This window comes from Nonomuraea zeae, assembly GCF_005889725.1.
Lineage (GTDB): Bacteria > Actinomycetota > Actinomycetes > Streptosporangiales > Streptosporangiaceae > Nonomuraea > Nonomuraea zeae.
The window spans coordinates 16,045-31,004 of record NZ_VCKX01000005.1 but is presented as its reverse complement, the minus strand read 5'-3'; the positions used below and the strand labels follow the sequence as shown (position 1 = coordinate 31,004).

The window sequence follows — 14,960 nt, the reverse complement described above, 5'->3', positions numbered from 1 at the left end:
CCGTATGTCTGCGCCTCCCGTGGTTGACCTTCCCATTGAGGACGAACGGTTGGCGCAGGATGTGGCCAACGGACTGGCCGCCGTCGAGAAACTCCTGCGCTCGTCGGTGGAGAGCGAGGACGCCTTCGTCACGGAGGCGTCCAAGCACCTCATCGAGGCGGGCGGCAAGCGCTTCCGCACGCTGATGCTGCTGCTGGCCGCGCAGTTCGGCGATCCGTCCGCGCCGGGCGTGGTGCCCGGCGCGGTGGTCATCGAGCTGACCCATCTGGGCTCGCTCTACCACGACGACGTCATGGACGAGGCCCCGGTGCGCCGGGGCTCCCCGTCGGCCAACGCCCGGTGGGACAACACCGTGGCCATCCTCACCGGCGACTATCTGTTCGCCCAGGCCTCCGACATCCTGGCCGACCTCGGTCCCGAGTTGATCAGGATCCAGGCGCAGACGTTCTCGCGTCTCGTCCAGGGTCAGATCCGCGAGACCGTCGGGCCGCGCGAGGGTGAGGACCCCGTGAGCCATTACCTGAGCGTCCTCGCCGACAAGACGGGCTCGCTCATCGCCGCCTCCGGCCGGTTCGGCGCGCTGCTGTCGGGGTCGCCCGCGGACGTGGAGGAGCGGCTCAGCCGGGCGTGCGAGGCGATCGGGGTGGCCTGGCAGCTCGGGGACGACCTGCTGGACGTGGCCTCCTCCGGCGCCCAGTCGGGCAAGACGCCGGGGACCGACCTGCGCGAGGGCATCAGGACGCTGCCGGTCCTGTACGTGCTCGCGTCCGGTGAGTCCTCGCGGCTGACCTCGCTCCTGTCGGGCCCGGTGGCCGAGGAGGACGTAGAGGAGGCGCTGACGCTGCTCCGCGCCCACGCGGGGATGGCGCAGGCGCGGGCCGAGCTGACGTCCTGGGTGGACCGGGCTCGGAACGACATCTCCGGCCTTCCCGACATCCCGGCCAAGGACGCCTTTCTCGCGCTATGTGACTACGTGGTCGAGCGTTCTGGCTGATTTCCTGATCCGGGCGGCCGCCCGAGCCGTCCGGAGACCGTCGTACGTGAAGACCGCCAGGGCCAGCCAGACGATCGAGAACCCGATCCACCGGCTGGGCGGCATGGTCTCCTTGGCGACCAGCACACCGACCCCGAACTGCAGGATCGGCGCGATGTACTGCAGCAGGCCGATGGTGCTGAGCGGCACCCTGATGGCCGCGGCGCCGAAGCAGATCAGCGGGATCGCCGTGATGATCCCCGCGCCGACCAGCAGGAGCGCGTGCCCGACTCCTTCGTGCCCGAACGTGGCCTGCCCGGTCCCCTGGAGGAACAGCAGGTAGCCGAGGGCCGGCAGCAGCAGCACCAGGGTCTCGACGGCCAGGCTCTCGGTTGCGGCCACGTTGGCCTGCTTCTTGATCAGCCCGTACACGCCGAAGGTGACCGCCAGCGTGAGCGCGATCCAGGGCAGGCGGCCGTAGTCGATCGTCAGCACGAGCACCGCCAGCGCCCCGAACCCGACCGCCACCCACTGCAGCGGCCGCAGCCGCTCGCTCAGCAGCAGCACGCCGAACACGACGTTGACGAGCGGGTTGATGAAGTAGCCCAGCGCGCTCTCCACCACGTGCCCGGCGTTGACCGCGTAGATGTAGGTGCCCCAGTTGACGGTGATCACCACGGCGGCGAGCGCCAGGAGCGCGAGCTTCTTCGGCTGCCGGGCCAGCTCCCTGAACCAGGACCAGTGCCGGCGCACGGCCAGCGCGGCGGCGACGGCGACCAGGGACCAGGTCATCCGGTGGGCCAGGATCTCGACGGCCCCTGATGGCTTGAGAAGTGGCCAGTAGAGGGGGAACAGGCCCCACATGGTGTAGGCGGCGATCCCGAACAACACACCGCGCCGTAGGTCAGGCATGAACGCCATCTTCGCCCATTACCACCTTTAAACACAAATTTCAGCTGCTGGAGGGAAATGTGTAGAGATCCTAAAGCGTTGTGGGCTAGGTAGGCTGAGGGAAGACCTATGGAGGTAGGGCGATGGGCTGGCTGTTCGGCGGCAACAAGACATCGATGGTCCGACCCGAGGACGCGCTCCCGGGGCGCGCGGAGACCATGCCCGTGCCGGCGCGGCACGCGGTGCTGGACGCCCCGCTCGCGCCGCCGTACCCGGAGGGGCTGGAGGTGGCCGACTTCGGTCTCGGCTGCTTCTGGGGCGCCGAGCGCAAGTTCTGGCAGACGCCGGGGGTCGTCACGACCGCGGTCGGCTACCAGGGGGGCCACACGCCCAACCCGACGTACGAGGAGGTCTGCAGCGGCCTCACGGGCCACACGGAGGCCGTACGGGTCGTCTTCGACCCGGCGAAGGTGTCGTACGAGGAGCTCCTGAGGGTCTTCTGGGAGGCCCACGACCCGACGCAGGGGATGCGCCAGGGCAACGACGTGGGCACGCAGTACCGGTCGGCGATCTACTACCACTCGCCGGAGCAGCAGAAGGCGGCTGAGACGTCGCGGGACGCGTACCAGGAGGTGCTCAAGGGGGCGGGGTACGGCGAGATCACCACGGAGATCGCACCTGCCGGGCCGTTCTACTACGCCGAGGAATATCACCAGCAATATCTTTTTAAAGTGCCGAACGGCTACTGCGGCATCGGCGGCACGGGTGTGACCTGTCCGGTCGGCCTGACCTCCGGCGACGCGTAGGCGCATGTAGCGGCCGGTCCTTGCGTAGAGCGAGGATCGGCATTTTGCTCCTTCGAGTAGTAACTGGGCCTATGAGCATGCCAGAGCGAGACTTCGCCCGGGAGACGGCCCGGCCGCCAAAGTCAGTGTGTCTCTGAGAGCAGGCAACATCCGCGCTGTCCGAGAGCGAGTTGGAGCCCGCGGGTTTTCCGCCTACGTTGATGCCGCTGTGGAGCGCCAGATCGAGCGGGATCTCTTGGAGGAGGCCCTGCAGGCGAACGAGGCCGCTTCTGGGCCGATCCCACAGTCTTTGCGGGATGAGGCGGCAGAGCTGTTCCGCCGCGTAAAGTCCGCGCCCGAACTCCAACAGGAGGACGGATGGCGCGCGCACGAAGCCGGTTAAGCGCGGGCACTCTCGTGCTCGATAGCCAAGGGCTCGTGAAGTGGTGCGAGGCCGACCAGCGGGTGACAGCGTTCGTACGGGAGGCGCAGGACAACGACTTTCGGGTTGTGGTCAGCGCCATGACACCGGTCGAGGCACAAGAGGTCCGCGTCAAAAGCGATCGTCTCAGGTGGTATCTGTCCCGGCTGAAGATCGAGCCGGTGACCGAGGACATCTCGTCGCGAGCGATCGAGCTTCTTCGAGATGCCCGCCTGCATGGTCACAAGTACGCCATCGACGCTGTGGTCGCGGCCACCGCACTGCGCTCGGTGCGCCCTGTCATCGTTCTGACGTCTGACGAGGGCGAGATGGGCAAACTGTGCGGGAAGGCAGTGCAGGTGGTCCCTGTCTGAGACTGCTTGAGGGGCCGAGCGGGGGTCTCCGGAACTATTGGGGGAGGCGAAGCGCTGCCACCAGCAATATCGCCGCCAGGACGACCCGCGTTCAGGGACACGTAAGTCCGTCCATCACGTTGTGGAAGACGCGGTCCACAATGCGGATAGTGGAAGAGCGCGCATGCGGTCCCCGAAAGGAAGCGTTTCCTGGCCCGCGTAAAGGACGTACCCGGCGATGAGTCGGTCGCCCAGTTTGCGGGCCAAATGCTGCAGGCCTCTGAAGTCATCGGCGCGTACGGTTTCGGTGGCCTTGACTTCGATGCCGATGATCTCGCCAGAGGCTCGTTCGAGTATGCCGTCGACTTCGACCCCATCTCGATCTCGGTAGTGGTAGAGCCGTACAGGCTCCTCGGACCACGTGAGCTGGCGGGCCAGCTCGCCGAGGGCGAAGTTCTCCATCAGCGGACCCACGGGTGCCGTTATATCGGACACCCGGGATGGGGTCAGGCCTGCCAGATGGGCGCCAAGTCCAGAGTCGACCAGCAGCAGTTTGGGTGTCGCGATCGCGCGTGTGGTCGCGTTGGAAGACCAGGCCGGAATCCGTCTGATGACGTACACCAGGTCGAGCAGCTCGATATAGCGCTTCACGGTGTTGCGAGGTAGCCCGAGATCGCGGCCGATGTTGTCGATCACAGTCAAGCCGCCCATCCGTCCTGCGAGAATGTTGAGCAGACGGCGCATATCGGCGGGTCGCTCGATATCGGACATCTGCTTGACGTCTCGGTTGATCAGATCGGAGATGTAGGACTCGAAGAAACGGGCTCTTCTACGATGGGACGGGCGGTGGACGGCCTCCGGATAGCCTCCACGTAGCGCGCGATGCAAGTAGTCAGGACGACGAAGTCCGGCAGTCGCGACCTTGAGATCAGGACCTTGCCGGAATGCCCCGTCCACGAAGCCGTCGTCGCTCCGTTCGATCTCCCCTTGGGAGAGCGGCCAGAGTTCGATTGTCTCGGATCTGCCGGGAAGCGCGTCCGGCAAGTCCCGGAGGCCCAGAAGCCGGGCGGATCCCGTCAGCAAGAAGCGTCCTGGCCGTGGATCGGCGTCCACTTCCCGCTTGATGGAGAGAAGGAGATCCGGTACGCGCTGGATCTCATCGATGAGAAGAAGTCCGTCGTGGTGTACGACCCCATCGGGATCCTGCCGCGCCGCCGCGCGTACGGCTGCCTGATCCAGGTAGATCTCGCCGGCTCCTGCCGTCTGACGCACGATCGCCTGGGCCAGAGTGCTCTTGCCGACCTGCCGGGCGCCATTGATCACCACTACACGGGTGTCGGTGAGGGCTTCCATCGCCATGGCCTCCGCGCGACGCGGGAAGAGCGTGAGTTCATCCGTGTCCACGGAGCGGAGAATACTCCGCACTGACATGCTGGCATGGCAGATTTGCCGCACACCTCTCGGCAGATTTGCCGCACATGGGCTGGCTGATCTGCCGAGCCGTGGCCCAGCGTCTCGGCCGGGAGTACGGGAGGAGACGCCGATCGAGGTTGTGAGATGTTCGCCTCAACCTTCTCCGAAGCACTGTCAAGGGTGCCGCCCGCTTCGGTCCTACGCCACAGGACGCGCCGCAGCCGTCCAGAAGGCGGTCTCCGTCGTGCCGCCGTCTCCCGGTTGAGCGGCATCGGCGGTACCGGGGTCTCCTGCCCGGTCGGCCTGACCTCCGGCGAGGGGTAGAGTTGCGGAGCTGGTGCCATGACCGGAAACGATCACCGGATTCGTCAGCCTGGGGGCGGGCAAGGTTTCGGGCGGCAGCAGGGTTCTGAGGAAACTGAGTTGCCTCCGGGGCCATGGTTCGTGTTGCCTTCTCAGCATGTCTGAAATGCGTACCGATCGTTTGGTTCTCCGCCGATGGCGGGAGTCCGACTTTGGACCGTGGGCGGCGATGAACGCCGATCCTGAGGTCCGGGAACACTTGGGCGACCTGCTGACTCGCGAACAGAGCGATGCCGTCGTGTCGAAGTTCCAGAGCGAGTTCGACCAGCGAGGCTACGGGTGGTGGGCGGTCGAGCTGCTTGCCACCGGCGAGTTCATCGGCTTCGCGGGCCTGGACAAGGTGGATGATGGCATGCCGTTCACGGGGGTGGAGATTGGTTGGCGACTCGCCCGCTCAGCCTGGGGCCACGGTTACGCTACCGAGGCGGCCCTGGCCAGCCTGACCTTCGGCTTTGAGACTCTCGGGCTCCCGGAGATTCTCGCGGTGACGACCGCCACCAATCTCCGGTCCCAAGCGGTGATGCGCCGAATCGGCATGACCCGGGATCCGGGCGACGACTTCGACGACCCTACGGCCCCTGAAGGGCCACTGCGTCGGAATGTGCTGTACCGGATCGCCCGTGATGCGAGGAATTGACGTTGTGCCGTGACCGGAAACGATCACTGGGTGGGTGAGAGGTTGAGGTTGCGGGTTTGAGAGGCCGGCCGCCCCAGCGGATGCCTTTCCGGATGCGGATGCGTTCGCGGCGTTGGGCGGCCAGCACGTCGGGGTGGGGGATGCGCGCTCACTTCGGTGCCGTGTCGGTCCACTCCGCGACCTCGTACGTCTCGTACTCGGACACCTCTCCTGGCTCGTGAAAGCGGTCAGGCTGGCTCTCGGCCGTCAGGCGGCGCGGCCTGCCGTCGTCGCCCCGCGGGAGGTCCCGGGAGCCGCGCGGCGGCGTCGCCACAAGATCCCGCAGGGCCAGCAGCGTCCCGGTGCCGGGGTCGATGATCCACTGCCGCCGGTAGGTGCCGAGCTGCTTGGGCGCGGTGTAGAGGCCGAGGGGGATGGTCGTCTCCAAGGGCAGGGAGACCACCACTCCAGGGCGGCCCAGCGGGTCGGTCGCCTTGCCTCCGACCTTGACGCCGGGCAGGGTGGCGAGCATCCGGAACGCGGCCGCCCGCACCTCTGGAGGGACGGGCGCCATGGCCAGCAGGGTGCCGGCCACGTCACTCAGCGCCCGGACGCGCGCCTCGCCGTGCAGGGCCCGGATCGGCTGCTTGGTCACCTTCGGTGCGTACGCCGCCCAGTTGCCTTCGAGGTCCAGCAGGGCGTCCTCCAGCCGCTCGGGCTGGGCCGGCAGCGCGGCCAGCTGTCGCGGGGTCATCCCGAAGAATCGCTGGTCACGATTCTTGCGGCAGGCCGGCTTTCTTGCCGGGCTGTCGAAGAACAGGGTGCCGAGCCCTTCCGCGGTCGGGATCTGTACCTTTGTCGGTGCTCCAGCCTGCTGCCAGCTCCGCCTGTCGCGGGCGCTCCAGGGGCGCGCCGGCAGGCTCTGAACGGTGGTGCACGCCTGGCCGCCCCGATCGGTCCACTGGTCGTACTGCATCCTCCCCTCGATCTTGTAGTGGTCCGCCGCGCTCTCGCCGACCGCGTAGATCTTCCCGGTGATGCGGGTGGTGTGCCAGTACGCGCCGATCGGCTCCGTCCGCACATTGGTGGCGGCCACCAGCAGTGCGTTGCCCGGTACGCGTGGACTCTCGCTCTCTCCCAGACGAACGGGCTGATCCCCGTCCGAGGTCAGAGAGACGGCAGCCAGGGTCGCCGCGAGCAGGGCGGCCGTCGCCACCACGCTGACCAGCGGGACCCGGAAGCTGCGGCGGGGGCGCGGCCGGTGATCGGAGCGCCAGTCGGCACGCAGGGCGAGCCGGTCCGGGCTCTCCTCGCGGGCCAGGGTCGTCCGCATCTGGCGCAGCGCGTCGAGTTCATCCATCGTTGTTCTCCCCCGGGAGGGCTTTGCGGAGCTTCGTCCGAGCCCGGTGAATTTTGGCCTTGACGGTGCCGAGCGGCAGATCCAAGATCCCCGCGATCTCGGCGTACGACAGCTCGCCCCAGGCCAGCAGCAGGATGGCGCTGCGGTCCTGGGAGCTCAGTGAGGCGAGGGCCTTCGCCAGGCGCGGGCCGTGCGCGGCGGCGAGCACGCGATCGCTGACCAGCTCGGCGACGCCGTCCTCGGCGGGGTCCACGCCCGTCCGGGCGAACGCCCTGAACATGCGGGTCTCCTGCCGGTGGTGCTTGGCGATCAGGTTGCCGGCGATGCCCCATAACCAGGCGCCGAACTCCGCCCGTCCGTCGAACCGCCCCCGCTGCCGGAACGCGGTGGCGAACGCCTCCGCCACGATGTCGTCGGCGAGAGTGGGCCCGAGGCGGCGCTTGATGTAGGCGTGGAGTCGTGGGGAGTGGCGACGGAACAGCTCGCCGAACGCCTCGGGGTCTTCCGAAGAGGCGGCGATGATCTCCGAGTCGCCGAGCTCCTCCGTGGGCCGACTCACCACTCGGGCCGCGGCCATGGGGCGGTGCGTCGCTTCATGATCGGTTCCTCCGGTGTCCAAAGGGCTGACATATCCCTCTATCCCGGAGGCCGTCTCAGGGTTGCGCGCTCACCACATTCAGACACAACAGGCGAAGCGTCGTGTCGACCTGCTGAGTCGTGCCTGGATCGAGCTGTCGGCCGCCATGTCTGCAGCGGGCCTCGATGAGCGAACTGTATTCGCCCTCCTGCCGGCCTTCTGGGACTCGCGCGTCCGGCGTACCGTCTACCAGCAGGACGCGGAGCTGAGCCCTCAGCAGGCCGTCAGGGACATTCGTGAGCTGTGCCGGTTGAGTTGGCTCGTGCCTCAGGGGCAAGCCAGGGGACGCTACTACGTGGCCGGACCGGCCATGCGGCCCATCCTTGACTCGGTACGGCAGCCCACCAAGCCGTACGCGGATCCTTATCGAGATCCTGAGCAGAAGCACCCGTCCTGATCAGGAGAGCGCCGCGCGTGGGCGGACGGAGATCTCCAGGACGGTGGCCCGCGTGCCGTCGGCGTCCATGAGGTACTCCTCCACAGTCGGACCGGCCACGTCCAGATGGTGACGATCCAGCCAGCCGAACAGCTCCTGCCCGGCCTGGATCACCCCGGCGGTGGCCGGGACGACGGCGCGTACGACGGCGCGGGCGGGCAGGGTGAGCTGCCGGCCGCCCCCTTCCGTGGTCACCGCAGCGGCGAATCCGCCCGCCGGCAGCCCGTGCAGCCAGGTCAGCAGGGTCGCCGGCGGTGCCGGGCAGATGGTGGCCAGCTCGGCCGGGTGATCGAGGCGCAGGTGGCGTACGCGCAGGCGGCGGGGGCCCACGCTGGTCTGCTGCGGCAGGATCGACATCGGCGAGGTGAGATGGTCCTGCACGTGGGCGGCCGTCGTGGTCAGGGCGGCGATGTCGCGCCGGATGCTGGTCAGGGTCTCGGTCATGGCCTGGCGCAGCTGTGACTCGGGCGCGTCCAGCAGGTCGGTGATCTGGCGTAGCGGCAGGCCCAGACGCTGCAATGCGCGGATGCGTTCGAGCCGGGACAGCTCGGTCACGCCGTACCAGCGGTAGCCGGTGGCGCGGTCCACGGCGGCGGGTCTGAGCAGCCCGATCTTGTCGTAGTGGCGCAGGGTGCGTTCCGAGACGCCGGCCATGCGCGCGAGCTGCCCGATCCGCCACATCTCGACCCCTCGTGTTGACTTTGTCGCTGCGTCAGAGTTCTACGGTCCCGTCCATGACCGATCTGAACCCGCGGGCCCGGCTCGCCGGTGCTCTGCTGCTGAGCTCGGCACTTGCCATGATCGCTGGTGCGGCCATGGTGGTGCCATCGGGGCTTACCCTGAATCCGGCCGATCCCGCCGCCACGCTGGCCGCGGTGGACCAGCACGCCGGGCTGCATCTGGCCGAGCTGGCCGTCGACGTGCTGGGCTGGCTGGCGCTGACCGCCGCGGGGCTGGTGGTGGCCGCCGGCTCGGCCGAGGCGCCGAGGCCGTATCTGGTGGTGCTGGCCGGCGGGTTGCTGTCGGCGGCGGGGCTGGCCGGCCTGGCCCATGACGCGGGCAACCTGGCCCTGACCCAGCTGGCCCACCTGGCCGCACCTCCTCAGCTGGCCCAGCCGGGCCGGCCGGGCCAGTTGGATCAGGCGAGCGCCGTGGCCGCCGGGGTGCTCCTTACCGCCAAGTGGCTGGTCAACCTGGCCGGGCTGCTGTGGGTCGCGGCCACTGCCGCCGCTGCGGCCGGGGTCCCGATGCCGGGGAGCCTGCGCCGTGCCGGGGTGATCGTCGCGATCTTCGGGCTGGCCGGGGTCGCGCTCCCGTGGACGACCGGCGGTGAAGGGCCGTCGGTGGTGATGGAGCAGGCCGGGTACGCCCTTCACCTGCCGGTCCTGTTGTGGTACGGCGTACTGGGCGGGCGATTTGTCCGCGGCAGATGATCGGATGAGGATGGCTCATCCGACGTCGCGACGGCGGAGCGCGGCCAGCCCGGCGGCGGTGAGTCCGGTCGCGACGACGGTCAGCAGGATCAGCGGTGTCAGGGCGAAGCCGGCGACCGGAAGCCCGGGGGTCTGCGCGTACGGCGACACCGTCAAGATCGACGGATCGGCGTGCAGCAGCTCGACCGCGAATTCGAGCACCAGGCACAGGCCGAGCGCGCCATAGGCGACGACCGCCGCCAGCCGGGGCAGCAGGCCGTACGCCAGCGCGCAGACGGCGGCCAGCACCAGCACGGAGGGCAGCCGCGTCAGGCTCGCGCCCAGCAGCCGGGCGATCTCGCCGCCCGGATCTCCCGTGGAGAGCCCGTGTACCAGGCCCATCCCGAGGCCGGTCCCGGCGAGCGCGATCGCCGACCCGGCCGCGACGATGGCCAGATGACCGCCTGCCCAGCGCAGCCGGCCGACCGGACCGGTCAGGACGACCTCGGCGCGGCCGGCGCTCTCCTCGGCCCGCAGCCGCAGGGTCGCCTGGATCGCGTAGACCGTGATGACCTGGCTCATCAGGTAGATGACGAAGGCGAAGAAGCCGTCGGCGGGACGGCCGACGCCACCCATCCGCTCGATCAGGCTCCGCAGGGCCTCGCTCGCGTTCAGCTGCTCGGCCGCGCTGCGCGCCGCGCCTCCCAGGCCGGCGCCGAAGGCGGTGAACGCGACGGTCCAGGCGAGCAGCATGCCCCGCTGCAACCGCCAGGCCAGGGCGAGTGAGCTGCGCAGGCCCGGCGCCGCGACGGCGGGACCGAGCCGGGGCGGGAGGACTCCGGCCCCGAGGTCCCGGCGTGCCGACATCCGGTAGGCGCCGGCCGTCAGCAGCAGGACCAGGCCGACGACGGGCAGGAGCGGCCAGTAGCGGTCACCGGCGAAGGGGCGCATGTGCTGGGTCCAGCCGAACGGCGACAGCCAGGACACCCACGGGCTGTTCTCGACGTCGGCGATCGCGCGCACCGCGTACAGGACGCCCATCGCCGTGGCGGCGATGCCGGTGGCGGTACGAGAGCTCGCGGTCAGCTGGGCCACCAGGCCGGCGAGCGCGGCGAAGACCCAGCCGGCGGCGGCGACCGACAGCCCCATCACCAGGGAGCCGGGAAGAGGCAGCCCCTGGCCCGCGAGGCCCAGCGTCACGACGAGGGCGGTGACCAGGTTGGCGGCGAACGCCACGGCCAGCGCCGCCGTGAGCGGTGCGTGCCTGCCGACCACGGCCGAGCCCAGCAGCTCGCTGCGGCCCGCTTCCTCCTCTCCTCGGGTGCTGCGGATCACCAGGAACATGCTCGCCAGCGCGATCAGCAGGGCGGCCTGCCCGCGTACGCGCCACACGGCGAGCCCCGCGGTGGAGGAGTCGTAGATCGGGCCGATCATCATGAGCTGCGTCGGATCGCCGTTGGTGGTGTGGAGGAACGCCTGGCGGGCCTCCTCCGTGGGATAGGCGCCGGCCACCGAGCCGGCGACGCCGATCACGAGCACCGCCACGAGCCCGAACCAGACGGGTAACCGCACCCGGTCGCGCCGCAGGATGAGCCGGATCAGCCCGCCGGTGCCGGTAAGAGTGCTCATCGCTGTGCCACCGCGTGCTTTCCCGCCCGGCCCGCGCCGGACATGTTGTCCTCGTAGTGGCGCAGGAACATCTCCTCCAGCGTCGGTGGCCGGCTGACCAGGCTCCGCACGCCCACCGCCACGAGCTCGCGCAGCAGCGCGTCCAGCGCGTCGCCGTCGACCTGGCAGCGCAGCTGGTTGCCCTGCGTCCACAGGTCGTGCACGCCGGCCGACTCGGCGAGCCGGGGGACGGGGCCGGCGAGCTCGGCCGTGATCGAGGTCCGGGTGAGGTGGCGCAGCTCGCTGAGCGTGCCCGTCTCCACGGTGCGGCCGTGCCGGATGATGCTCACCCGGTCGCACAGGGCCTCGACCTCGGCGAGGATGTGGCTGGACAGCAGCACCGTGCGTCCTTTGCGCCGCTCTTCCTGGATGCTCTGCTGGAAGAGCGCCTCCATCAGCGGATCGAGGCCGGAGGTGGGCTCGTCCAGGATGAGCAGCTCGGCGTCCGACGACAGCGCCGCCACCAGGGCCACTTTCTGCCGGTTGCCCTTCGAGTAGGCCCGGCCCTTCTTCCGCGGATCCAGCTCGAAGCGATCGAGCAGCTCGGCTCGGCGCCGGGGGTCGAGCCCGCCGCGCATCCGCCCGAGCAGGTCGATCGCCTCGCCGCCGGTCAGGGTCGGCCAGAGGGTCACGTCACCGGGCACGTACGCCAGCCGCCGGTGCAGGGTCGTCGCGTCCCGCCACGGATCGCCGTCCAGCAGCCGGGCGGTGCCGGAGTCCTGACGCAGCAGGCCGAGCAGGACGCGGATGGCCGTGGACTTTCCGGCTCCGTTCGGCCCGAGGAATCCGTGCACCTCACCGGCCCGGACCGTCAGGTCCAGGCCGTCGAGCGCCCGTGTCCGGCCGAAGGTCTTGACCAGACCGGACACGGAGATCATGTTCGCCATGCTTTGCACATTACATGAAGTTCACGAAATTCGTGAACTATCAGTATTCTGTAGCCTGGGGCTCATCCACGACGACGCGCAAAGGGTGTGCATGACCGACAGAGCTGACGACGAGAGCGGCGTGATCGAGCGCACCCGCGACGTGCCCACGGACGACGCGCTGAGGTTCCTCGAACGCTTCGCCATGCTCATGTCCGACTCGGGGTATCCGCGCATGGCCGCGCGCGTGCTCGCGGCGCTCCTCGTCGCCGACGACGGCCGCCGCACCGCCGCCGAGCTCGCCGACCTGCTGCAGGTCGGCCCGTCGGCGGTCTCGGGCGCGGTGAAATACCTGATGAGGGTCGGGATGGTGACCCGCGAGCGGGACCCGGGAGAGCGCCGGGATCATTACCGGGTCGACCAGACGGCGTGGTACAAAGCCGCGGCGTCGAGCGACGAGGTGTTCCGCCGCTTCGAGGAGGGCGCGCGCGACGGGGCCGAGGTGCTCGGCGTGGACACGCCTGCGGGCGCCCGGATGGACGAGACCCGGCGCTTCTTCGCGTTCCTCCGCAAGGAGGTGCCCCTGCTCCTGCTCAAGTGGAGCGAGTCGAACGATCGTCGAGGCTAGGGACGGCTCCCGCGCTCCGCAGTCATGACTCGGCCAGGGCGACCGCCCTTTCCAGGACCAGCCGGGCGTCCTGTGGCGAACGCCGGCCGAGGCCGCAGGCGGGGGAGACGTCCACCGTGCGGGAGAGGAGACGCTCCACGGCGTGCAGGATCTTCCGCTGGTCGTCCGGCTCCTGAACCTCGTGGACCAGGCCGGCGGCGAACCTGGTGTCCGGGGGTGACGCGGCGAGGGATTCCAGCGCTCGGTAGAAGCCCGGCTCCACCGGCGGCGGCTGGTCGCCCGCCGCCAGCGGGACGTGGACGTACTCCAGCGGGCGGCCTCGCGGCCAGGCCCGAAGCAGCGACTCGACCATGGACACCACGGGCGCGACGGTGCTCAGCCGCTTCAGCGCCTTGTTGTTGAGGTCGCCGACGCACAGGTGGACGCCGAAGCGGGTGCCGGGGGGGCGCGGCGGCGGCCTGCCGCACCATGCCGCGGACCAGCAGGCGGGCGGTCACCGTCCGCAGCGGCCGGGGAGCGCCGGCCACCATGACCAGCTCGGCGGGCACCTCAAGCTGGAACAGCACGTCCTGACCGCCCTGCCCGGCGATCTCCTCGATCTCGCGGGCCGGCGCGTCCCGGAAGACCCGCCGGCGGGTGAGCGCCCCGGCCGCTCCGAAGGCGAAGAACGCGAGGTCCAGGTCGCCGGGGATCCCGACCTGGAACGACACGTCGTCCAGATGGTGTTCCGCGCGGACCTCCTTGAACACCTCGTAGCTGTCCCGGGCGACGGCCGCGTAGCCGAGGCTCAGGGAGCCGGAGGTGAGGCGGTGCCCGCGCTTGACCCTGAAGACGGGGCGGTCGTCGTAGCCGGACCAGCTTCCGTCCGTGCGCAGCTCGGTGGCCGGATTCTCGCGGAGGCCGTCGATGACGTGCGCGATCCAGTTGCGGCGGGCGCCGACCTCGCCGTCCGCCAGTGCCCTCAGGTACGGGCCCGTCACGCCGGCCACGGTCGTCATGGCCTGGCGCGTGTCGGCCGCCGGGTAGCTTCCGACGAGATGGATGCGGCGGTTGCCCATGCTTGTCCTCCTCGCCGGCCCGCCGGCACGGAGCAGGGGTCTCGTGTTCCGCGTTCGAGTATCTTCCGCCGTACGGGTGCCGCATAGGGCATGGGCGCCGGAGGATCGATCAGCCCGAAAGCCGCAAATGGGTCGCTAAGGTGTGCAGGTGCTTGCCTACCGTGCGGTTACCCCCGCCGACCTCGATCGAGTGACCTCGTGGACCGTGACCGAGCCGGTCGGCTGGATCCCCGCCGACCGCTATCTCGCCGAACTGGCCGAGAACATGTACCGGCCGGAGTGGACGTGGATCGCCGAGGACGGTGACCGGGTCGTGGCGCGGGCGCTGTGGTGGGGGCCGAAGGACAGCGCGCATCCGGTCGCGCTCGACTGCCTCGACGTGGACCCCGATCCCGCCCTGGGCGACCGTGCCGCCATCGGCGCCGAGCTGATCAGGGCCGGCCTGGCCGGGTTCCCGCAGCCGGTGCAGTACGCGATCAAGACGGCCGGCGGCTGGCGCGACGACCCGGTCAGGTCGGCGGCCGTGGAATGGCGGCGGGCGGCGGCACACGCGGCGGGTCTCACCCACGAGGTGGAGCGCCTGCAGTTCGAGTGGGCCCCCGCCGACGGGGTGCCCGCGGCGACCGGCGCGCTGCGTTTCGCCGAAGCGTCGGACGAGGAGTTCCTGGCGGTGTTCAGGAGGATCGCCGAGGGCAGCCTGGACGCCCAGACCCGCGCGAACCTGCTGGCCAAGGGCGTGGACGCGACCGCGCGCGAGGAGATGGACTTCTATCTCGGGGCGCCGGGCCGGCGGGAGTGGTGGCGGCTCGCCTATACGCCCGAGGACGAGGTGGCGGGCATGGCGATCCCCTCGGCGACGCCGTACAACGTGAATGTCGGTTATCTCGGGGTGGTCCCGGAGTTCCGGGGGCGCGGCTACGTGGACGAGGTGCTCGCGGAGATCACCCGCATCCACGATGCCAACGGAGAGCAGCGCATCACCGCCACCACGGACCTGGGCAACGCGCCGATGGCGGCCGCGTTCCGGCGCGCCGGATACCGCAACACGGAGATCCGGCTCAACCTCTCCAACGGCTAGGG

Annotated in this window: 16 protein-coding genes and 1 pseudogene; 9 read left to right on the top strand and 8 right to left on the bottom strand. The window is 69.7% G+C overall.

Going from position 1 to position 14,960, the window contains the following annotated elements:
• The first annotated feature begins 4 nt into the window (after window positions 1-4).
• Window positions 5-994, top strand: a complete 990-nt coding sequence (locus ETD85_RS02760) for a polyprenyl synthetase family protein (protein ID WP_138687983.1) — start codon at window positions 5-7, stop codon at window positions 992-994.
• Here ETD85_RS02760 and rarD read toward each other — a convergent pair.
• Entirely contained in the window at window positions 962-1,885 is a 924-nt protein-coding gene (gene rarD, locus ETD85_RS02755) for an EamA family transporter RarD (RefSeq protein ID WP_138687982.1), read from the bottom strand. The two genes, ETD85_RS02760 and rarD, sit on opposite strands and share 33 nt — an antisense overlap.
• Before the next feature lie 122 nt (window positions 1,886-2,007).
• Here rarD and msrA point away from each other — a divergent pair, with 122 nt between their 5' ends.
• Window positions 2,008-2,670 carry a peptide-methionine (S)-S-oxide reductase MsrA gene (gene msrA, locus ETD85_RS02750; protein ID WP_138687981.1) on the top strand — a complete coding sequence of 221 codons (663 nt, stop codon included), beginning with the start codon at window positions 2,008-2,010 and terminating at the stop codon, window positions 2,668-2,670.
• A gap of 357 nt (window positions 2,671-3,027) precedes the next feature.
• Window positions 3,028-3,444 carry a PIN domain-containing protein gene (locus ETD85_RS02740; protein WP_138687979.1) on the top strand — a complete coding sequence of 139 codons (417 nt, stop codon included), beginning with the start codon at window positions 3,028-3,030 and terminating at the stop codon, window positions 3,442-3,444.
• Window positions 3,445-3,744: 300 nt separating this feature from the next.
• Here ETD85_RS02740 and ETD85_RS02735 read toward each other — a convergent pair.
• Window positions 3,745-4,776: pseudogene (locus ETD85_RS02735) on the bottom strand (ATP-binding protein); the annotation flags it as partial.
• A gap of 520 nt (window positions 4,777-5,296) precedes the next feature.
• On the opposite strand from ETD85_RS02735, the gene ETD85_RS02730 reads away from it, so the two are divergent.
• Entirely contained in the window at window positions 5,297-5,836 is a 540-nt protein-coding gene (locus tag ETD85_RS02730) for a GNAT family N-acetyltransferase (RefSeq protein ID WP_138687978.1), read from the top strand.
• Between the two features lie 148 nt (window positions 5,837-5,984).
• Here ETD85_RS02730 and ETD85_RS02720 read toward each other — a convergent pair whose 3' ends face one another.
• Together ETD85_RS02720 and ETD85_RS02715 are read right to left on the bottom strand one after the other, a co-directional pair.
• Entirely contained in the window at window positions 5,985-7,175 is a 1,191-nt protein-coding gene (locus ETD85_RS02720; protein WP_138687977.1) for a CU044_5270 family protein, read from the bottom strand.
• The gene (locus ETD85_RS02715) at window positions 7,168-7,734 is read right to left on the bottom strand and encodes an RNA polymerase sigma factor (protein ID WP_240778828.1); all 567 of its coding nucleotides are present in this window, start codon (window positions 7,732-7,734) and stop codon (window positions 7,168-7,170) included. The genes ETD85_RS02720 and ETD85_RS02715 overlap by 8 nt, the downstream gene beginning before the upstream one ends.
• A gap of 184 nt (window positions 7,735-7,918) precedes the next feature.
• Here ETD85_RS02715 and ETD85_RS02710 point away from each other — a divergent pair, with 184 nt between their 5' ends.
• Window positions 7,919-8,209, top strand: coding sequence for a hypothetical protein (locus ETD85_RS02710; protein ID WP_138687975.1), 291 nt, complete (start codon window positions 7,919-7,921; stop codon window positions 8,207-8,209).
• On the opposite strand, the gene ETD85_RS02705 is transcribed toward ETD85_RS02710, so the two are convergent.
• Entirely contained in the window at window positions 8,210-8,929 is a 720-nt protein-coding gene (locus ETD85_RS02705) for a MerR family transcriptional regulator (RefSeq protein WP_138687974.1), read from the bottom strand.
• 53 nt (window positions 8,930-8,982) lie between these two features.
• On the opposite strand from ETD85_RS02705, the gene ETD85_RS02700 reads away from it, so the two are divergent.
• Window positions 8,983-9,681, top strand: a complete 699-nt coding sequence (locus tag ETD85_RS02700) for a hypothetical protein (RefSeq protein ID WP_138687973.1) — start codon at window positions 8,983-8,985, stop codon at window positions 9,679-9,681.
• A 15-nt stretch (window positions 9,682-9,696) separates the two neighbouring features.
• Here ETD85_RS02700 and ETD85_RS02695 read toward each other — a convergent pair whose 3' ends face one another.
• Together ETD85_RS02695 and ETD85_RS02690 are read right to left on the bottom strand one after the other, a co-directional pair.
• Window positions 9,697-11,289 carry an ABC transporter permease gene (locus ETD85_RS02695; protein ID WP_138687972.1) on the bottom strand — a complete coding sequence of 531 codons (1,593 nt, stop codon included), beginning with the start codon at window positions 11,287-11,289 and terminating at the stop codon, window positions 9,697-9,699.
• Entirely contained in the window at window positions 11,286-12,215 is a 930-nt protein-coding gene (locus tag ETD85_RS02690; protein WP_138687971.1) for an ABC transporter ATP-binding protein, read from the bottom strand. The genes ETD85_RS02695 and ETD85_RS02690 overlap by 4 nt, the downstream gene beginning before the upstream one ends.
• Window positions 12,216-12,306: 91 nt before the next feature.
• On the opposite strand from ETD85_RS02690, the gene ETD85_RS02685 reads away from it, so the two are divergent.
• Window positions 12,307-12,822 carry a GbsR/MarR family transcriptional regulator gene (locus ETD85_RS02685; RefSeq protein ID WP_138687970.1) on the top strand — a complete coding sequence of 172 codons (516 nt, stop codon included), beginning with the start codon at window positions 12,307-12,309 and terminating at the stop codon, window positions 12,820-12,822.
• 22 nt (window positions 12,823-12,844) lie between these two features.
• On the opposite strand, the gene ETD85_RS02680 is transcribed toward ETD85_RS02685, so the two are convergent.
• On the bottom strand, window positions 12,845-13,183 hold the full coding sequence (locus ETD85_RS02680) for a hypothetical protein (RefSeq protein ID WP_138687969.1): 339 nt from the start codon (window positions 13,181-13,183) through the stop codon (window positions 12,845-12,847).
• Between ETD85_RS02680 and ETD85_RS02675 the strand changes: the two genes are divergently transcribed.
• Both ETD85_RS02675 and ETD85_RS02670 read left to right on the top strand, forming a co-directional pair.
• A complete protein-coding gene (locus tag ETD85_RS02675) occupies window positions 13,173-13,967 on the top strand; it encodes a hypothetical protein (RefSeq protein ID WP_138687968.1) in 795 nt (264 codons plus the stop codon). The two genes, ETD85_RS02680 and ETD85_RS02675, sit on opposite strands and share 11 nt — an antisense overlap.
• 61 nt (window positions 13,968-14,028) lie before the next feature.
• Window positions 14,029-14,958 (top strand): GNAT family N-acetyltransferase, encoded by a 930-nt coding sequence (locus ETD85_RS02670; RefSeq protein WP_138687967.1) that lies wholly within the window; start codon window positions 14,029-14,031, stop codon window positions 14,956-14,958.
• The last annotated feature ends 2 nt before the right edge of the window (window positions 14,959-14,960 follow it).